General features: G+C 65.3%; 11 protein-coding genes. 4 read left to right on the top strand and 7 right to left on the bottom strand.

The genetic code is table 11. The features are described 5' to 3' along the window. Nucleotides 1-207: 207 nt before the first annotated feature. Complete coding sequence (locus HDC35_RS12190) at nt 208-648, top strand: DUF983 domain-containing protein (RefSeq protein WP_184647110.1); 441 nt, start codon at nt 208-210, stop codon at nt 646-648. Further along, nucleotides 638-2,005: a PLP-dependent aminotransferase family protein gene (locus HDC35_RS12185; protein ID WP_184647108.1), complete on the top strand. Its 1,368-nt coding sequence runs from the start codon at nt 638-640 to the stop codon at nt 2,003-2,005. The genes HDC35_RS12190 and HDC35_RS12185 overlap by 11 nt, the downstream gene beginning before the upstream one ends. 7 nt (nt 2,006-2,012) lie before the next feature. Here the strand turns inward: HDC35_RS12185 and HDC35_RS12180 are convergent, their stop codons facing one another. From HDC35_RS12180 to HDC35_RS12160, 5 genes are read right to left on the bottom strand one after another with little or no spacing between them, the layout of a single operon-like run. Next, a complete protein-coding gene (locus HDC35_RS12180; protein ID WP_184647106.1) occupies nt 2,013-4,061 on the bottom strand; it encodes a glycoside hydrolase family 97 protein in 2,049 nt (682 codons plus the stop codon). Further along, nucleotides 4,061-5,704: an alpha-amylase family glycosyl hydrolase gene (locus HDC35_RS12175; RefSeq protein ID WP_184647104.1), complete on the bottom strand. Its 1,644-nt coding sequence runs from the start codon at nt 5,702-5,704 to the stop codon at nt 4,061-4,063. Before HDC35_RS12175 ends, HDC35_RS12180 begins: the two co-directional genes overlap by 1 nt. A gap of 12 nt (nt 5,705-5,716) precedes the next feature. After that, nucleotides 5,717-7,510, bottom strand: coding sequence for an alpha-amylase family glycosyl hydrolase (locus tag HDC35_RS12170; protein ID WP_184647102.1), 1,794 nt, complete (start codon nt 7,508-7,510; stop codon nt 5,717-5,719). Next, the gene (locus HDC35_RS12165; RefSeq protein ID WP_184647100.1) at nt 7,507-9,024 is read right to left on the bottom strand and encodes a tryptophan halogenase family protein; all 1,518 of its coding nucleotides are present in this window, start codon (nt 9,022-9,024) and stop codon (nt 7,507-7,509) included. Before HDC35_RS12165 ends, HDC35_RS12170 begins: the two co-directional genes overlap by 4 nt. A gap of 49 nt (nt 9,025-9,073) precedes the next feature. Continuing rightward, nucleotides 9,074-11,824 carry a TonB-dependent receptor gene (locus tag HDC35_RS12160; protein ID WP_184647098.1) on the bottom strand — a complete coding sequence of 917 codons (2,751 nt, stop codon included), beginning with the start codon at nt 11,822-11,824 and terminating at the stop codon, nt 9,074-9,076. Between the two features lie 318 nt (nt 11,825-12,142). Between HDC35_RS12160 and HDC35_RS12155 the strand changes: the two genes are divergently transcribed. Together HDC35_RS12155 and HDC35_RS12150 are read left to right on the top strand one after the other, a co-directional pair. Further along, on the top strand, nt 12,143-13,177 hold the full coding sequence (locus tag HDC35_RS12155; protein ID WP_184647096.1) for a LacI family DNA-binding transcriptional regulator: 1,035 nt from the start codon (nt 12,143-12,145) through the stop codon (nt 13,175-13,177). Between the two features lie 180 nt (nt 13,178-13,357). Continuing rightward, the gene (locus tag HDC35_RS12150; protein WP_184647094.1) at nt 13,358-14,869 is read left to right on the top strand and encodes an MFS transporter; all 1,512 of its coding nucleotides are present in this window, start codon (nt 13,358-13,360) and stop codon (nt 14,867-14,869) included. Here HDC35_RS12150 and HDC35_RS12145 read toward each other — a convergent pair. Together HDC35_RS12145 and HDC35_RS12140 are read right to left on the bottom strand one after the other, a co-directional pair. Further along, on the bottom strand, nt 14,866-16,275 hold the full coding sequence (locus HDC35_RS12145) for an efflux transporter outer membrane subunit (RefSeq protein ID WP_184647092.1): 1,410 nt from the start codon (nt 16,273-16,275) through the stop codon (nt 14,866-14,868). The genes HDC35_RS12150 and HDC35_RS12145 overlap by 4 nt on opposite strands. An 11-nt stretch (nt 16,276-16,286) precedes the next feature. Next, the gene (locus HDC35_RS12140) at nt 16,287-19,478 is read right to left on the bottom strand and encodes an efflux RND transporter permease subunit (RefSeq protein WP_184647090.1); all 3,192 of its coding nucleotides are present in this window, start codon (nt 19,476-19,478) and stop codon (nt 16,287-16,289) included. Nucleotides 19,479-19,488 lie beyond the last annotated feature (10 nt).

The raw sequence follows: 19,488 nt of genomic DNA, 5'->3' as shown, positions 1-19,488 counted from the left end.
GGCCTGTGCGGACTGACAGACGGCGTCGCCGGACATTGCACAATGCCCGATTTTGCATGGCAAAATATGTTCAAAATTGCCGTATAAATGGCAGAATTTTCAAGTTTACCACATTAAACAAAAGAGAAAATCTATCTCTTCAAATTGTGATCGGTCGAATCCATAGTGCGATTTGCATGGCATACAATGTGCCTATTGGAGTCGAAAATGGCGATCGGCGATGTCGGCAGCGAAAAGCTGCGCTGGATTCTCTGGGCTGGCTGGCACGGGAAATGTCCCGAATGCGGCAAGGGTCCCATGTTTCGTTCGTGGCTGAAGCTCGCCGATCGCTGCGACCATTGCGGGCTCGATTACAGCTTCGCCGCCCCCGACGACGGCCCGGCCTTTTTCTCGCAATGCATCGTCGCCTTTCCGCTGACCTTCGTGATCGTCTGGCTCCAGATCGCCTATGACCCTCCGCTCTGGGTTCATCTGGTATTTTCGATCCCGGTCATGGTGATCGGTTGCGTCCTTCCCCTGCGCGCGATCAAGGGCTGGCTCGTCGCCTCGCAATATGTGAACAAGGCGCAGGAATCGGGGACCGAGCATTTGTGGGCAAGGCTGAACGCTCGCGCGCGGGGCGAGACGGACGAACGGCATGGCGATTAGCTGGACGCCCGACATAACGGGCGCCGCAGGTCCCAAATATAGAGCGGTGACCGCCGCGATCGCCGCCGCCGTCGCCAGCGGCGAGCTTCGCCACGGCGACCGCCTGCCCCCGCAGCGCGATCTTGCCGCGCGGCTCGGGATCGACCTCACCACCGTCACGAAAGCCTATGACCTTGCGCGCCGCCGCGGCCTGATCGTCGCGCGCGGCCGCGCCGGCAGTTTCATCGGTGAAGACGCGCGATCGGGACAGGTCGCCACCACAGCGCAGAACGACATTGCGATGAACAGCCCGCCGGTCGCCGAGGGTGCCGGCCTGCCGGAGGCAATGACGACCGCGCTGGCAGCGCTGGCGCAGGGCGGCAATATGGCGCGGCTCCACTATCAGCGGCCCGGCGGCGCGGCCGCCGACCGCGAGACCGGCGCCGCCCTGATAGCGCGCACCGGCCTGTCGTCCGACGCCGAACAGATCGTCGTCACCGCGGGCGGCCAGAATGCGCTGCACGCGATCGCGGCCGCGATCCTGAGGCCCGGCGACCGCGTCGCCTGCGGGCGCTTCGTCTACCCCGGCTTTCTCGCGCTGGCGCGGCGGATCGGCGTCACGCTCGTCCCGCTGGCGCGAATCGGCGCCGACACGCTCGAGGCGGCACACGCCGCCGCGCCGCTGCGCGCGCTGTACGTCGTCCCGACGAACGACAATCCGACCACGACGACCATCGCGACTGCGGAACGGCGCGCGATCGCGGCCTGGGCGCGCGAAACGGGGGTCCAGATCATCGAAGACGATGCCTATGGCCTCCTGCCCGATGCGCCGTTGCCCGCGATCACCAGCTTCGCGCCCGAAAGCGGCTGGTATGTCGCGAGCATGGCGAAAATCATCTCTCCCGCGCTGCGCGTCGGCTTCGTCCGCGCGCCGGGCGTCGCCGAAGCGATGCAGCTCGCGGCGTGCCAGCATGAAAGCACGGTGATGGCGCCGCCGCTCAACGTCGCGATGGTCTCGCTCTGGCTCGCCGACGGCAGCTTCGATCGGCTGGTCGGCGCGGTGCGCAAGGAAGCAGCATGGCGCCAGAAGCTGGCGCACACGGTGCTGGGCGACGGTCGCCACGCGGGTCATCCGCAGGGCTATCACCTGTGGCTCTCGCTGCCCGAAGACAGCAATCCCGACGTGCTTGCCGCCACGCTCGCGCTCGAAGGGCTGTCGGCGGTGGGGTCGGACCGCTTTGCCGTATCGGGGGACGTGTCCAAAGCGCTCCGCGTCTCGTTCGGCGGCACGATCGACCGCCGCACCCTGTCGCGCGCGCTGCACCGGCTCGCCGCCGGGCTCTGGGCGCCCGGCGGCACGGCCGGCCATATCGTCTAGCGCGGGCTCATTTTCCCGGATGCAGGCGGATCGCCGCGCCACCGCCGGGGGCGAGCCACAGCTTGTAGGTGTCGCCCTTCTTCACCTTGATCGTCTCGTACGCGATCCGGTGCCGCGCGTCGGTCAGATAGGTCGCACCCTCGCCGTCCTTCCACACGGTCGCGGTATAGCTTTTGCCCGCGTCGAGGAAATCGAAGCTCAGCGTCAGCGTGCGTTCGGTCGCGTCGTTGACCCCGCCGACATACCAGTCGGCGCTGCCCCGGTCCTTTCGCGCGAAGATCGCATAGTCGCCGACCTCACCCGCGATCAGCTTGCTTTCGGCCCAGTCGGCGGGGACCGCCTTGATGAATTCCAGCTCGCGCGGATGCGCCTCCAGGCTTTCGATGAAGTCGGCCGCCATCTGGATCGGCGAATAAATGGCGAGGTAAAGACCAAGCTGCTTGGCGAGCGTCGATGCGAACGGCGCCTTGTTCGATCCCTCGAGACCCAAAACTCCCGGCGTATAGTCCATCGGACCCGACAGCATCCGTGTATAAACCAGCGTCGGTTCATGGTCGGGGCCGCTGCCGAAGTCGCTCCAGGCATTATATTCCATGCCCCGCGCACCCTCGCGCGCGACCCAGTTCGGATAGGTGCGGCGCAGGCCCGTATCCTTTACCGGCTCGTGCGGATTGACCGCGACCTTATATTTCGCCGCGGTCTGCACGACCTTCAGATGATGCTGCACCTGGCGCTGGCCGTCGTGCCATTCCATCCGCGTTTCGCCCGGCGTGTCACCCGGCGCAATGATCCCGCCAGCGTCGGCGACATAGCCGGTCTTCACCGCCTTGACGCCGAGCCGGCCGTACAGCTTCATCGCATCGTCGAGCTGCGCTTCGTAGACCGCAATATTGCCGCCGGTCTCATGATGGCCGATCAGCGTCACGCCCTTTTTGCGCGCATAATCGGTGACGGCGTTGAGGTCGAAATCGGGATAGGCTTCGGTGAAGCTGTACTCATGGCCGTGGCCGAACCAGTTGCTGTTCCAGCCCTTGTTCCAGCCCTCGACGAGCACGCCGCCAAAGCCGTGCTTCGCCGCAAAGTCGATATATTGCTTCGTCCGTTCGGTCGTCGCGCCATGGTTCGGTCCTTCGGCCCAGCTCCACGGGCCGCGGATCATCCCCCACCAGATGCCGATATATTTCATCGGCTTGACCCAGCTGACGTTGCCGAGCTTGTTGGGTTCATTGAGGTTGAGTTCGAGATCGCTTTCGACCAGTCCCGCCGCGCCATCGGCGATGCGAATCGTACGCCAGGGCGTGTTGAACGGCAGGTCGCGGATCACGCGCGCGCCGCGCGACGAAGGCGCCAGCGTCGCGCGGAACTTGCGCCCTTCGACGCGTTTCAGCCACATGCCCGAATAATCGACCAGCGCCGCTTCGTGGAACGCCAGGTGCGTGCCGTCGGCGAGCCGCATCGTGATCGGCGTGTGCGCGGTCGCGACCGCGTCGATCGGCGTCTTCTGATACATCTGTTCGTAACGGTTCCACTCGCCGCCCGCGATCCACCAGGCGGTGCCTTCGGGGGCGATGTCGAATTCGGTGATCTCGTCGGCGATCTTCGCGGTCTTCAGCCCCGCCTGTTCGGGCAGCTCGTAACGAAAGCCGATGCCGTCGTCGAACAGGCGAAACCGGACGTTGATGGCGTGCCCCCCCCAGCTTTCGTGCTGGCGGAAACGGACGAGCAGTTCGTTGTGGCGGTCGCGCACGAAGCGGCGTTCGCCCCACGGCAGTTCCCATTGGCTGTCGGCGCTCGCCTTTTCGGCGCCCTCGATCGCAAAGCCGCGCTGCAATCCGACACCGTCGGTCAGCAGGAAGCCGAGCTTCGACGGCGCAATGAGCAATTTGCCCTTGCGCGACAAAGACCAGGTCGGCCGCTGGTCGGTATCGGTCGTGACCGTAAGCACGAGGCTGCCGTCGGGCGACGACGCGGTCTGCGACGGCCGGGCGTCCTGCGCCGCAGCGGCGGGGGACAGCGCGACCGTCAGCAGCGAAAGGGGGGCGAGCAGGCTGCGCATCAGTATTTTCCTTCAATTTTGAGCCAGAGGGCACCGCAAGGCGGCAGCGTAGCCGCCTCCGCACCGTTAAGCGCGATGAATAGGTCGCCGGCGGCGGTGTGCGCCGCAACGTCGATCGTCTCGCCGCCGAGGTTGAACAGGCAGCGGACATGCTGCCCGCCCGCGATCCGGTCGAAAGCGAGCAGGTCCCCCTCGGCGACCCAGCGCGCATCGCGCCCGATGCGCAGCGCCGGGCTCGCGGCGCGCAGCGCGACGAGCCGGCGCGTCAGGTTGAGCAGCGAATCCGCGTCTTCCTGCTGCCGGTCGACGGCAAGGTCGCGGTGCGAAGGCCCCAGCGGCAACCACGGATCGGCGGCGGAAAAGCCGGCATTGGTTTCGGCGGCCGCCCATGGCAGCGGCGTGCGCGCGCCGTCGCGCGACAGCGTCAGCGGCCAGTTCTTGAGCGCTTCGGGATCCTTCACCAGCTCGAACGGGATTTCGACCTGGTCTAGCCCCAGCTCCTCGCCATTATAGATGATGATATTGCCGCGCAGCGCACAGAGCAGCGCCATCTTCATCCGCGCAAAGGCGGCGGCATCGACGCCATCGGGCGTCCAGCGCGACACCGCGCGCGGCGCGTCGTGATTCTCGAACGCCCAGCTCGGCCAGCCGGTGCCCGGCGTGTCGGGCCATTGCTCGGCCGCCTCGCGCACCAGTTGCGGGGTCAGCCGGTCCGCGTAGAGAAAGTCGAAGCCATAGGCGCTGTTGAGCCGGCTGCTCCCCGCGGTGAACAGCTTCATCTCGCGCACCGCATCGTCGCCGCCGACTTCGGCGACGGTAAAGCTGCCGGGATATTCGTCGGTCAACGCGCGGATGCGTTCGAGGAACAGCGCGATGTCGGGATGCGACTGGTTATAGATTTTCTGCTGGAAATCGAACGGCCGGGTGCGGACCTTGTTCGACGGCGGCGCGGGCGGATTGTCGCGCAGTTCGGGGTCGTGCATCGAAAAATTGATCGCATCGATGCGAAAGCCGTCGACGCCGCGGTCGAGCCAGAAACGCACGACGCCAAGCAGCGCGTCCTGCACCGCGCGGTTGTGGACGTTGAGCTGCGGCTGGGTCCCGAGGAAATTGTGCATAAAATATTGGCCGCGGCGCGCATCCCACGTCCACGCCGGGCCGCCGAACACCGACTGCCAGTTGGTCGGCGGCGATCCGTCGGGCTTCGCGTCGGCCCAGACGTACCAGTCGGCCTTGTCATTGTCCCTGCTCGCGCGGCTTGTCGCGAACCAGCCGTGCTGGTCCGACGTATGCGCGAAAACAAGGTCGGTGGTGACTTTCAGCCCCAGCGCATGCGCGCGCGCCACCAGCGCGTCGAAATCGGCGAGCGAACCGAAGATCGGATCGACGCCTTCATAGTCCGAAATATCATAGCCGAAATCGTCCATCGGTGACGGATAGAAGGGCGACAGCCAGATCGCGTCGACGCCGAGCGACGCGATATAGTCGAGCCGCGCGGTAATACCCGCAAGGTCGCCGATCCCGTCGCCGTTCGAATCGGCGAAACTGCGCGGATAGACCTGATAGATGACGGCACCCTTCCACCATGGCGCTGCGGCCACGGCCGGGGTCGGGTCCTGAACAAGGGGCGGGTTCGTTGTCACGCTTGCTTTCGCTTATTCGCTGGCCTGGCAGATGATCGTGCCGAAGGCGGGGAGGGACAGGTGGAGGCTGCCCGGCGCGGCGGACGCGGCGGGGCAATCGCCGAGGAGCGCGGTAAAGCCCGCGCTTTTCATATCGATGGCAATATTCGCCGCGAGCGGCGCCGCCGACGTGTTGAAGGCGAGCAGCACTTCACGCCTCGTTTCGGGATCGAAGCGCGACACCGCGAGCAGGCCGGGCGTATCGGAAAAGGCGCGCACTTTCGTCGCGCCGCGCATCAGCGCGGGGGTCTTACGCCGGATTTGAGACAGCGCGGCGATATGGCGATAGAGCGGATGCGCCGTGTCGAAATTCGCTGCCGCCGTCGTCGCATCACTGCCGACCAGATCATTGTCGTTATAGGCCGCAACCTGCGACGCGAACATATCCTCGCGCGCGAGCTGGTCCTTGTCGTCGGAGACAAACCCCTGTTCGTCGCCATAATAGATCGTCGGAACGCCACGCAGCGTCAGCAGCATCGCGTGGCCGAGCATCGCCCGCGCCAGCAGTTCAGCATCGTCGGCATCCGGATTCGCCGCTTTCACGAACATCGCGAACCGTCCCATGTCATGATTGCCGAGGAAGATCGGAAGGCCGAGCGCCGCCCCCGCTCCGCCCTTGTAGAGCGTGTCGCCGTCGAACAGCCGCGCGAACTCGCCTGTCCCCTTCGTCCCGCTGACGGCGTCGATCGCCGCGCGCGCGAAGCCGAAATCGAGCACCGCGGGCAGGCCCGCCGCATGCGTGTACCAAGCGAGCGCACCCGGATCGACGGCGTCGACATAGACTTCGCCGAAGATGTGGAAATTGGGGATGCCGCGTGCCTTGGCGCGCGCCTGCATCGCGGGCACGAACGCCTGCCAGAATTCGGGGTTCACATGCCTGGCGGTATCGATGCGAAAGCCGTCGATGCCGAACTCGTCGATCCAGCGGCCGTAGATGTCGATAAAACCCTGAACGACGCGGGGGTGCTCGGTCGCGAGGTCGTCGAGCCCGGAGAAGTCGCCGTACAGCGCGGACTCGCCGACCCAGTCGCTATTGCCGCGGTTGTGATAATAGATCGGGTCGTTGAGCCAGGCGGGCACCTTCACCCGCTCCTCGCTCTTCGGCACCACCGGGGTATAGGCGAACGCCGGGTCGGTCAGCTTCTGCCAGTTCCCGGCGTCGACGACATGATCGCCGGCGAAACCCGGATTGATCGGCGCGCCCTTCACACCGCCGCGCCGGGAAAAAGGGTAATCGGCGAGGCTGCGGTAGCGGAAACTGCCGGAGGCATCTTCCTTGTAAGTAATGACATCGGCGGTGTGGTTGGCGATGATGTCCATATAGACTTTCATGCCGCGCGCATGCGCCGCATCGACGAAGACCTTGAACTCTTCATTGGTACCGAAATGCGGATCTACCTGCGTGAAGTCGGTGACCCAATAGCCGTGGTAGCCCGCGCTCTCGTCGCCTTTCGGGCCCTGCACCGGCTTGTTCTTGAAGATCGGCGCGAACCAGATCGCGGTCGCGCCCAGACCTTCGATGTAGTCGAGCCGCTTCGTGAGGCCGGCAAGGTCGCCACCATGAAAAAATCCCTTCGCGGTGGGATCATAGCCCGTCTGGAGCCGCTCGCCCTCCAGCCCGCCCTTATCGTTCTGGGGATCGCCATTCTCGAAGCGGTCGGGAAGGACGAAATAGATGACCTCCTCCTCGGGCGGGCGTGCGCGGTAGTCGGCGACAGGCGCAGCACCTGCAAGGCTCAGCGCGACTATCGATGCGAACAGGCTCATGCGGGGACTCCTGCCGCGCAATGCTGCGCGATATATTCTTCGTGGCCGGGCAGATGCGCGGCGGTGCGCGCGATGATCGTTTCGATATCGTCGAAAAAGCCCGCCAGCTCGTCGCGTGTCAGCGCGTCGGCCATAGGGTGATAGCCGCGCGGCACGATATTCTGGCCCGTCAGCACCTGGAACCAGCCGATTTCGACGAACAGCTCGTCGCCCTCGCGGACGATCTGTCCGTGCGAGCCGAACAGCTCGATCTTGGCCGCGAGCGTATCCGGAATGCCCATCTCGCGACAGCGGATCCAGAAGGGCGAGTCGCTACGCTGGTTGGCGTGATAGTGGAGGATGACGAAGTCGCGGATGCGCTCGTAATCGAAGCGGACGCGCCGGTTATAGGCATCGATATTGGCGGCATCGAAATCGAGACCCGGAAAATGGGCAAGCAGCTTGGCGATCCCGTTCTGGATCAGATGGATGCTCGTCGATTCGAGCGGCTCGAGAAAACCCGAAGCGAGGCCGAGCGCGACGACATTGGCGTTCCACGCCCGACTGCGCATCCCGGTGCGGAAGCGGAGCGTGCGCGGCTCGGCGAGCGGACGCCCCTCGATATTGGCGAGCAGTATTTCGGTCGCCTCATCCTCGCTCAGGAAATCGCTGCAAAAGACATGGCCATTGCCCGTCCGGTGCTGGAGCGGGATGCGCCACTGCCAGCCCGCCTGGTGCGCGATCGCCTGCGTATAGGGGCGCGCGGGCCCGGCATTTTCGCTCGGCACCGCAATCGCGCGGTCGCAGGGTAGCCAGTGCGTCCAATCCTCATATCCCGTTTCGAGCGTCTCCTCGATCAGCAGCGCGCGAAAGCCCGAGCAGTCGATAAATAGCTCGCCTTCGATCGCCGTGCCGTCTTCGAGCACCACGGCCTCGATATGGCCGCTTTCGCCGTTCCGCCGGACGCTGGCGATCTTGCCTTCGGTGCGCGCGACCCCGGCGCCTTCGGCAAGCTTGCGCAGATAGGCGGCGTAAAGCGCGGCGTCGAAATGAAAGGCATGGGCGATGCCGTCGAGGCTGGTATCGGGGATCCGCGGCAGACGCGCAAAGCGGTTCTGCCGGCCCGCGGTGGCGTTCAGCGAATAATCGCAAAGCGGGCCTGCAACGCCTTCGTTGCGGCCGCGGAGCCAATATTGCTGGAAGGGCAGCATGCCGAGGCTGCGGCCGATCTGGCCGAAGGCGTGCATATAGGTGTCGCCGATGCGGCCCCAGTCGTGGAACTGGATGCCGAGTTTGAACGTCGCGCCGGTTTCGCGGATAAATTCAATCTCGTCGGCGCCGATCAGCGCGTTGAACAGGCGGATCGCGGGAATTGTCGCCTCGCCGACCCCGACGGTGCCGATTTCGTCGCTTTCGACCAGCCGGATCGACAGATGGCCCATCGAGCGCGACAGCGCCGCAGCGGCCATCCACCCTGCGGTGCCGCCGCCGACGATGACGACCTTCGTGATGCGGCTGTCGCCCACGCTGCTCATACCTCCCGCCGGGAGCCGGCCGGACGTACTGTCCGGCCCGCTCCTCAAGTCAGAACTTGTAGGTGATACCCGCCATGAAGTTGCGACCATAATTCTGATAGTCGCGAATCTGGCGCGGGTCGTTGTTGTAATAGGTGACGAACGGCTCGTTGGTCAGGTTCGATGCCTGGAGCAGGATGCCGAGCCCTTCGAGCGCGCCGCTCTGGAAGGTATAGCCGACCTGCGCATCGACGACGAACTCGCTCTTCGCCATGAACATGTCACGCGCCAGGCTGATCGTCGAAACTTCGGCGAGGAACTTCGAACGATAGCGGCCCGACGCGCGCACCTGGAAGCCGTCCTTTTCGAAATAGGCGGTTCCATTGATGACCCATTTCGACAGGCCGGGCATCGAAATCGGATCCGCGCTGCCTTCGCGCACGCGACTCTTGGTATAGGAGGCGCTGCCGAGCACCCCGAAACCGTCGAGCGACGGGGTGAAGTTGGCGAAGGGCAGCGAGAAGGACGCCTCGGCACCATAGACGCGCCCGGCGTTGCCGTTCAGCCATTGCTTGCTAAGCCCGGCGCGCGTGCCGACGGTGCCGCCGTCGGGTACCTCGAAGTCCGAGAAGTCGAACGGATTGACCTGGCGATAGATGTAATTTTCAAGATATTTGTAGAAGCCGCCGATCGAGACATAGCCGCCCTGCCCGAAATATTTTTCGAGCCCGACGTCGATCGTGTCGGCCATCAGCGGACGCAGCTTCGCATTGCCGAGGTCGAGTGACCAGGGCGAGGCGTTGACGTCGGTGTTGTTACGCTTCGACGTATCGAAATTGACGCCGCCGCCGGGCTTGAGCTGGTCCATGCGCGCGCGCGCCAGCACGCGGGCGGCGCCGAAGCGGAGGAAAGCGTTGTCCGCAAACTCGACCGTCAGGTTCAGGCTCGGCAGGATGTCGGTATAGGTGTCGCCGTCGGTGACGGGCGTCGACTGGGTCACGCCGCCGACGACCTGCGCATAAAAGCTCAACCCCGTCTGGTCCGACCGGACGATCTGAACGCCGACATTGCCGCGGATCGGCGTGCTGCCCGTATCGGCGTCGAAATTCGCCTGGACGAATCCGGTCAGCACCTTCTCTCGGATCGTATAGTCGTTGAACACGCGCGCGGGATCGAAGCCGGCGCCGTCGGTCAGCGTGTAGTTGCCGTCGTTATAATAACGCCAGCTGTCGAACGCGACCATGCCGGGGATGCCGATGAAATCGAGCGATACCGGATCGTAGAGATAGTCGGCGGGCACCGCGGTATTCGCCGGATAATTTTCGCTCGTCAGGACGAAGCCGCGGTCGTCGAGGCTTTTCTTGCGGTCCGAATAATTGGCGCCGACGCGCACGCTGCTGAGTACGCCGTCCAGTTCCTGCGTCGCCTGCAGCCGCAGCGATTTCAGCTCGTCCTTGATCCGCGGCGTGTTGACGAAGCCGTCCTGGCAGTTGGGCACCGCGCCGCCGCAGCTGTTCCAGCCCTGCGGATCGGTGATTACGAACAGGTCGGGATCGGTATAGTCGAGCGAGGGGTCGAACATGATGCCGCCTTTGGGGCGCATCTCGAAACCGAGCGCGGTTTCGCGCGCGCCGACCCCCGCACCGCGACCGGTGCCGAGATAGATTTCGAGATTTTCCTCGGTCTTCTTGATCCGCGAATAGCCGAGATCGAGTTCGACCGTCAGCTTTTCATTGGGCTTGAACTGCGCGTTCCAGCCGCCCGCGATGATCGTCGAGTTGCGGTGAACGACGTCGTTGCGCATCACCGCCTCGGTCCCCGTCCACACGCCCTTGGTCACCAGGCCGTTCTCGATCGTGAAGCCCGGCTGGAGCGTCGAATTCCCCCAGAAGAGCGGAAATTCGATCCCGCGCAGCCGCTGCTCGTCCTTGAACTTCGACCAATAGCCGTCGATCGTCGTGTGGAACTTGTCGCTCGGTTCCCATTCGACGACCGCCATCACGCCGTCGCGCTTCAGCTCGTTCGACTTCACATAGGGCTTGGCGCCGCCGATGATGAAGGCGGTGTTCGTGCCGTCGGTCGCCTCGGGATAGCCCCACGCGTTGAAGCGCTCTTCGGCGGTCGGCGATTGCATGCGCGCATAGCCGATCGCCCAGCCGAGCGTACCGTCGGCATTCTGGTCGATGTAGGAGATGTTGGCGCGATAACCCTTGTTCGAAATATCGGGGTTGAGCTTGCCGAGATCGTTGATTTCGAAGCGAGCGCCCGCCGCGATCGCGCGCTTGCCGTAAGCGAGCGGACGCACCGTGCGCATGTCGATCGTCCCGCCGAGCGCCTGTCCGATCAGCGACGCGTCGGGCGTCTTGTATACGACTGCGCCGTTCAGCAGCTCGGACGGATATTGGTCGAGCTCGACGCCGCGGTTGTTGTTCGCCGAAACCTGTTCGCGGCCGTTGAGCAATGTCGTCGTGAAATCGGGCGCGAGGCCGCGGATCGACACGACATTGGCGCGGCCGTCGAGGCGCTGCGTCGCAAGACCCGGCAGGCGCGACAGCGATTCGGCGATCGAGAGGTCGGGCAGCTTGCCGATATCCTCGGCCGAGACGACCTCGACGATCGAGGTGCTGTTCTTTTTCGCCTGCACCGAATTGTTGATCGCGCCGCGGATCCCGCTGACGACGATCTCTCCTTCGGCCGGCGACTCGTCGACGGGCGCGGCGCCGGCGTCCTGCGCCATCGCGGTAGCGGGCAGCAGAACGGTCAAGGCAAGGCCGAGCGCGATGGCGCTGACACCGCGGTTCAGATTGTTCGGCAAGATCATATGTGGCTCCCCTGGCACGGACGGGTGGTCTTGACCCATGCGCCGGGAGGGGGACGCAGCGCGTCCGTCAGGTTCCTCTCCGACATGTGGGCTTTCCCATCTTGAGCCTCGCAATTGAAACCAATCCCGCCGCGCCGCCATAGGGTATACGTATACGCATAATATGCAGCCTGGCGGACTGTCGCCCGAATGAACCATTTTCGGCGCCGAAAACCGAGGCGCGCGGCGCGGTTCAAATGGTTGGCATCGACCGGACCAATCGCTAGTCTTCGGTGGCTGCGACGGCGATCGACGAGCCGCCGCGCGAGGGAGAGAGACATGGGGCGCCAGCCCTCGTCCAAGCCGACGAGTTTCGACATCGCCTATCTGGCCGGCGTCTCGCAGCCTACCGTGTCGCGTGCGCTGCGCGGCAGCAAATCGGTGAGCGCCGCAACGCGCGCCAACATCGAACGCATCGCGCGCGAACTCAATTATACCGTCGACAAGAACGCCTCGAGCCTGCGCTCGCAGCGCACGCACACACTCGCGCTGCTCTTCTTCGAGGATCCGACCCCCGACGAATCGATGATCAACCCCTTCTTCCTGTCGATGCTGGGGTCGATCACGCGCGAATGCGCGCGGCGCGGATATGACCTGTTGATCAGCTTCCAGCAGATGCATAACGACTGGCACGTCGCCTATCAGGACAGCCACCGGTCCGACGGGATCATCCTGCTCGGCTATGGCGATTATCAGCTTTACCTCTCCAAGCTCGAACATCTGGTCGAAATGGGGACCAAGTTCGTCCGCTGGGGTTCGGTTTCGGAAGAAGGCATCGGGCTGACGGTCGGGTCGGACAATGTCGGTGCGGGCGAACAGGCCGGCGCGCATCTGGTCGAGATCGGACGGACCAGGATCGCCTTCCTCGGCGATGCGTCGGACCACGCCCCCGAATTTCAGGACCGCTACGACGGGCTGTGCCGCGCGATGCGCGCCGCGGGTTACGAGCCCGACCCCGCGCTCCAGCGCGATGCGGTGTCGACCGAAGACTCGGGCTATGCCGCCGCGAACGCGCTGCTCGCGAGCGGAAAGCCTTTCGATGCAATCTTCGCGGCGAGCGACCTGATCGCGATCGGTGCGATGCGCGCGCTGACCGAAGCCGGGCTCAAGCTGCCCCACGACGTCGCGATAATCGGCTTCGACGACATCCCCGCCGCCAGCCTGACCTCGCCGACGCTGACCACGGTGATGCAGGATTTGAAGGGCGCCGGTCCCTTGCTCGTCGACGCGCTGCTCAGCCGGATCGAGAACCGAGCCGTGGAGCAGCGGATATTGCCTGCGCGGCTGATCAAGAGGCAGAGCACCGCGGTGTAGACGGGGACGGCCGCTTTGGTGTGGGGAGCAAGCCCCTCGTGCACCCCGGCAACGATCGTTCAACACCCGACCTTCCACGCATTCGTATAACCAGCCGCGCCGTGCTTGCCCTTGCGTACCGAGGCTGCAACACCCGGCGCGACGGGAGCCGCGACCGACGGCCTGACGGGGAGACGCGTGATGGACAAGCCGAAGCAGGGCTTTGCAGGGCTGTGGAATATCAGCTTCGGCTTTTTCGGAATCCAGATCGGTTTCGCGCTGCAAAATGCGAATATGAGCCGCATCTTCCAGTCTTTGGGCGAGGATATCGAAAAACTCCCGGGCCTGTGGGTCGCCGCCCCGCTTACCGGGCTGCTCGTCCAGCCGGTCATCGGCCATATGAGCGACCGAACATGGCTCGGACGGCTTGGCCGTCGCCGCCCCTATTTCCTCGCTGGCGCGATCCTTGCCGCGATCGCGCTGTTCGTGATGCCCGAAAGCCCGGCGATCTGGTTCGCTGCGATGATGCTGTGGATTCTCGACGCCTCGCTCAACATCTCGATGGAGCCCTTCCGTGCCTTCGTCGGCGACATGCTGCGTCGCGACCAGTACAGCGCCGGCTATGCCGTGCAGACCGCCTTCATCGGCGCCGGCGCGGTCGTCGGATCGCTGTTCCCGACGCTGATGGAAGCGCTGGGCGTCGCCAATGTCGCGCCGTCCGGCCAGATTCCCGACACGGTCCGCTATGCCTTCTGGTTCGGCGGAGGCGCGCTGTTCCTTTCGGTGCTGTGGACCGTCGTCACGACAAGCGAATATGATCCCGCGACGATGGCAAGGTTCGAGGCGGAGGCCGGGGCGCATGAGGCCCCCGCGATGCGCGCGCTTGCGTCGCACAGCTATGCGGGCGGGCTGGCCTGGATCGCCGCAGGTATCACGACGATTCTGATCCAGATCGAGTTTGCCCTGCTGCGCGAGGTGCTGCTGCTCGGCGCACTGCTGATCGGTTATGGCGTTGCCAGCCTGTTGGCGATCGCGCTTGCCCGCGCAGGCAATGCGCAGAATATGCTGTCGAGCATCGTCGGGGATTTTGCGGGGATGCCGCCGCTGATGAAGCGGCTCGCGCTGGTCCAGTTCTTCAGCTGGTCGGCGCTGTTCATCATGTGGATCAACACGACGCCGATCGTCGCCCAATATCATTTCGGCGCGACCGACGCCGCGAGTGCGACCTACCAGCAGGCGGCGAACTGGGTCGGCGAATTGTTCGCGATCTACAACGCCGTCGCCGCGGTCGCGGCGCTGACCCTGCTTCCCTGGCTGTCGAAACGCATCGGGCAGGCACGCACGCATATCGTGGGGCTCGTCTGCGGTGCGATCGGTTACGCCAGCGTCTTCGTCCTGCGCGATCCGGTGCAGTTGATCGCAAGCGAAATCTTCATCGGCATCTTCTGGGCGTCGGTGCTCGCCATGCCCTATGCGATGCTCGCGTCGAGCCTGCCGCAAGCGAAGCTGGGCATTTACATGGGCTTGTTCAACGTCTTCGTCGTGATCCCCCAGTTGCTCGTCGCGACGGTCATGGGGTCGATCATGCAGGCCTTTTTTCCAGGCGAGCCGATCTACACGATGGCGTTTGGGGCCGCGACCTTGCTGATCGCCGCGCTCGCGATGCTGCGCGTCGTGCCGCTGACCGTCGCGGCGCGGCCGGTCGAAGCCTAGCTCGACCAGCCGCCCGCAAGCGCGCGGAACAGCGCGATCTGGCGGCGCGAGATCTGCCCGTCCTGTTCGGCGAGCGTCGCTTCGGCTTCGGCGAAGGTGCGTTCGGCGTCGAGCCATTCGAACGAATCGGACGCGCCTTCCTCGCGCTTGGCGCGGACGATCCGCGCTGCGCGTTCGGACTGGTCGCGCGCCGCGCGCAGTGCCTGCCTTTGTTCGAGCGCGCGCGCGTAGGAGGAGAGCGCGGTCTCCGTCTCCTCGAGCGCGCGCAGCACGGTGCCGTCGAACTCGGCGAGCGACGCCTGCGTGTCGGCCTCGGCCGCCGCGATCCGCGCGCGCGCGGGTTCCTGGTTCGGGAAGGCCCAGTTGAGCAAGGGCCCGAGCAGCCAGCGGACCGGCCCGCCGCCGAATATGTCGCCGAAGCCCGTACCCGTAGAGCCCGCCGAGCCGCCGAGCGTGATGCGCGGGTAAAGATCCGCCGTCGCGACGCCGATGCGCGCCGTATCGGCGGCAAGGCGGCGCTCGGCGGCGCGAATATCGGGACGGCGCTTGAGCAGCGCCGCCCCATCACCGACCGGGACGGGATCGGTGATTTCGAGGCTGATGTTACGGTCGCCCGCGATCGCGGGGAGCGCAGCGGGCGCGCGACCGGTCAGAGTCGCGAGGCGGAACAAGGCCGCCTGCCGCTCGGCCTCGATAGCCGGAATTTCTGCGGAGCGCTGGTCACGGAGCGTCGTGATACGCGCGAGGTCGAGCCCCGTCGCCATCCCGACGTCCTTGCGCCGCTGGGTCAGTTTCACCTGCTGGTCGAGCAGGCTGACGATCCGCCGCGCGACGTCGAGCCGAGCCGCGCCCGATGCGGCGTCGGCATAGGCCTGCGTCGTGTCGGCAGCGACGATCACCCGCACCGCGTCGGCATTGGCCTCGGCGGCTTCGGCATCGCCGCGCGCGGCCTCGACCGAACGGGTGACGCGGCCGAACAGGTCGACTTCGTAGGACACATTGGCCCCGACATCGACGGTCCAATCCTCGCGATCCGCGCCGGGGAGGCGCTGGCCCTCGGGGCTGCGGCCGTAATTCGCGCCGGCGCCGATCGCGGCCTGCGGCAAACGGTCTGCGCGTGCACCGCGCAGCGATGCGCGGGCGCGGGCGATGTTGGCGACTGCGACGCGCACGTCGGTGTTGTTCGCGAACGCATCGGCGACGAGCCCGTCGAGTACGGGATCATTGTAGAGGCGCCACCAGTCGGCGGCGACCGGATCGAGCGACACGGCGGAGCTGTTCGCCGAGACGAATGGCCCGGCCGCAGCGGGGGCCGACGCCGATTGCGGCGCCTTGTAATCAGGCCCGACGGCGCAGGCGGCGAGCGCGAGCGCCGACGCCGCGGTGAGGATGTTGCGGAGGGTCATGGCGTTACTCCTTATTCCGCCGGAACCGGCAGCCCGGTCCCGTGGTCGTCCGACCCGCGCCGCGCGCGCCGCGCAGCCGACCATTGGCTGAGAGCGCGCGCGACGACGTAGAAGGTCGGGGTGAAGATGAGGCCGAACGCCGTTACGCCGAGCATGCCGAAGAAGACCGCGGTGCCGAGCGCCTGGCGCAGCTCCGCCCCTGCCCCGCTGGCGATCAGCAGCGGCACCGCGCCGAGGATGAAGGCGAAGCTGGTCATCAGGATCGGGCGCAGGCGGTCGCGCGCGGCGCGCACCGCGGCGTCGATCGGCGACAGACCATCTTCTTCTTCGGCCTGCTTGGCGAATTCGACGATCAGGATCGCATTTTTCGCGGCGAGCGCGATGAGTACGACGAGCCCGATCTGCGTCAGCACATTATTGTCCATGCCGCGCAAATTCACGCCGATCATCGCCGCGAGCAGACACATCGGCACGATGAAGATGATCGCCAATGGCAGCATCAGGCTTTCATATTGCGCGGCGAGCACGAGGAAGACGAAGACCACCGCGAGCGCGAAGACGATGCCCGCGGTATTCGCCGCCGCCTTTTGCTGAAAGGCGATCCCCGTCCATTCGGTGCCGTAGCCGGCGGGCAGGTTATCTGCCGCAAGCTTTTCCATCGTCGTCAGCGAGGCGCCCGACGATGAACCCGGCGCGGTATCGCCGTCGATCTCGACTGCGGGGAAGAGGTTGTAGCGCGTAACGCGATACGGCCCCGTGCGGTCCTCGAAATTGGCGACCGACCCGATCGGCACCATTGCGCCCGAGTCCGACCGCGTGCGAAGGTTCGCGATGTCGGCAACGGTCTGGCGATAGGGCGCATCGGCCTGTGCGGTCACGCGATAGGTGCGGCCGAGCAGGTTGAAGTCGTTGACGAAGGCCGAGCCGAGATAGACCTGCAAGGCTTCGAACACGCGTTCGGGCGGGACGCCGAGCATATTCGCCTTTGCGCGGTCGATATCGGCATAGACGCGCGGGTTCGACGGGTCGAAGAAGGTGAAGACATTGGCAAGCCCAGGGGTCTGGTTTGCCTTGCCGATCAGATTGTTCGTCTCGTTCGCCAGCGCCGCATAACCGTTCCCGCCGCGGTCCTGCAGGATCATCCGGTAACCGCCCGCCGAACCGATTCCCTGAATGAGCGGCGGCGGGATGACCACGATCTGCGCCTCGGTGATATCGGCCGTGCGCGCGCGCGCCTGGTTCATGATGTCCTCGAAATCGACGCCGAGTTTCTTGCGCTCCTCGAACGACTTGAGCGGGAAGTAGGCGGCGGCCGAGTTGGGCGCGAGCGTTTGCGAAGGGCCGTCGAAGCCCGCGAGCATCACCGAACCGAGGACGCCCTCGACCGGCAGCACGCGCGATGCGACCTTTTTGAGCACCGCATCGGTCCGCTCGACCGAGGCACCCGCGGGCAGCTTGGCGACGACGAGGAAATAGCCCTGGTCCTGCGCCGGAATGAAGCCGGTCGGCGTCGCCCAGAACAGGCCTGCGGTCGCGGCGATGAGCCCCGCATAGGTGACCATCATCTTCTTCGGTGCGCGCACCAGCCGGTCGGTGAGCCGCGCGTAACCGTTGCTGAGCCGTTCGAAAGCCTCGTTGAAGCGTTCGCCCGCACGGTGGACCCGCGCCATCAGCCAGCCGTCGGCCTGCGCCGGGGCGTGCGGCTTCAGCAGGATCGCGGCGAGCGCCGGCGACAGCGTGAGCGACAGCACCAGCGAGATGATTGTCGCGGTCGAGATCGTCACCGCGAACTGCTGGTAGAAGGCGCCCGACAGACCCGTGAGGAACAAGGTCGGAACGAACACCGCGCAGAGTACAAGCACGATGGCGACGAGCGCGCCCGAAACCTCGTCCATCGACGTGCGCGCGGCTTCGAGCGCGCTCATCCCTTTTTCGAGATTACGTTCGACATTTTCGACGACGACGATCGCATCGTCGACGACGATGCCGATCGCGAGCACGAGCCCGAAGAGCGACAAATTGTTGAGGCTGTAGCCGAACGCCGCGAGCACCACGAAGGTCCCGATCAATGATACCGGGATCGCGAGCACCGGAATGATCGCCGCGCGCCACTTCTGCAGGAACACCAGGATGACGATGACGACGAGGAACACCGCCTCGATCAGCGTTTCCATCACCGCGTCGATCGACTGGGCGATGAATTCGGTGGGGTTGTAGATGACCCGATATTCCAGTCCCTTGGGGAAATTCTTCGACGATGAGGCCATTTCGGCCTCGACCGCTTCGGCGGCGGCGAGCGCGTTCGAACCGGGGCGCTGGAACACCGCCATGATGACCGTCGGGTCGCCCGAAAGATAGGTGTTGCTGTTATAATCCGACGCGCCCAGCTCGACGCGCGCAACATCCGACACGCGCACCTGCCGCCCGTCGGCATCGCTGCGAATGACGATATTGGCGAAATCCTTGGGATCGGTCAGGCGGCCCTGCGTTTCGACGCTCAGCTGGAAATCGCTGCCATTGGCATAGGGCGGCTGGCCGAGCGTGCCCGCGGCGACCTGCACATTCTCACGCCGGAGCGCGGCGACGATCTCACCCGCCGTTAGGTCGAGTGCGGCGGCGCGGCCGGGATCGATCCACACGCGCATCGCATAGTCGCGCGCGCCGAACAGGCGCACGTCGCCGACGCCGTCGATGCGGGAGAGGCGATCGCGAAGCTGGGTCAGCGCATAGTTGGAGATATAGACGCGATCGAGCGACTTGTCGGGCGAGACGAGGTTTACGACCATCAGGAAGTCGGGCGAGGTCTTGCGCGTCACGACGCCGAGACGCTGCACCGTTTCGGGCAGGCGCGGGGTCGCGATCGCGACGCGGTTCTGCACCAGCACCTGCGCGGCGTCGAGGTCGGTGCCGATCTTGAAGGTCACTGTAATGGTGACGACGCCGTCGCCGGTCGACTGGCTGCTCATATAGAGCATATTGTCGACGCCGTTGATTTCCTGCTCGATCGGCGCCGCCACCGTGTCGGCGACGGTTTCGGCCGATGCGCCAGGATAGGTTGCGGTTACCGTGACCGTCGGCGGGACGATGTCTGGATATTGCGAGACGGGCAGACCGATATAGGCGACCGCGCCGACGATGGTGATGATGACGGCGAGCACGGCAGCGAAGATCGGCCGGTCGATGAAGAAGCGTGATAGGCGCATGGGAGAGCCC

Source organism: Sphingopyxis sp. JAI128 (genome assembly GCF_014207235.1).
In the GTDB taxonomy this organism is placed as follows: Bacteria; Pseudomonadota; Alphaproteobacteria; order Sphingomonadales; family Sphingomonadaceae; genus Sphingopyxis.
Note: the sequence above shows the minus strand (reverse complement) of the source record. Positions and strands in the feature narration are given on the sequence as shown.

Bases quoted from the DNA above. Each gene is read 5' to 3' on its own strand.
- HDC35_RS12190 (WP_184647110.1), top strand. From the start codon at position 208: ATGGCGATCGGCGATGTCGGCAGCGAAAAGCTGCGCTGGATTCTCTGG.
- HDC35_RS12185 (WP_184647108.1), top strand. From the start codon at position 638: ATGGCGATTAGCTGGACGCCCGACATAACGGGCGCCGCAGGTCCCAAA.
- HDC35_RS12180 (WP_184647106.1), bottom strand. From the start codon at position 4,061: ATGCGCAGCCTGCTCGCCCCCCTTTCGCTGCTGACGGTCGCGCTGTCC.
- HDC35_RS12170 (WP_184647102.1), bottom strand. From the start codon at position 7,510: ATGAGCCTGTTCGCATCGATAGTCGCGCTGAGCCTTGCAGGTGCTGCG.
- HDC35_RS12165 (WP_184647100.1), bottom strand. From the start codon at position 9,024: ATGAGCAGCGTGGGCGACAGCCGCATCACGAAGGTCGTCATCGTCGGC.
- HDC35_RS12160 (WP_184647098.1), bottom strand. From the start codon at position 11,824: ATGATCTTGCCGAACAATCTGAACCGCGGTGTCAGCGCCATCGCGCTC.
- HDC35_RS12155 (WP_184647096.1), top strand. From the start codon at position 12,143: ATGGGGCGCCAGCCCTCGTCCAAGCCGACGAGTTTCGACATCGCCTAT.
- HDC35_RS12150 (WP_184647094.1), top strand. From the start codon at position 13,358: ATGGACAAGCCGAAGCAGGGCTTTGCAGGGCTGTGGAATATCAGCTTC.
- HDC35_RS12145 (WP_184647092.1), bottom strand. From the start codon at position 16,275: ATGACCCTCCGCAACATCCTCACCGCGGCGTCGGCGCTCGCGCTCGCC.
- HDC35_RS12140 (WP_184647090.1), bottom strand. From the start codon at position 19,478: ATGCGCCTATCACGCTTCTTCATCGACCGGCCGATCTTCGCTGCCGTG.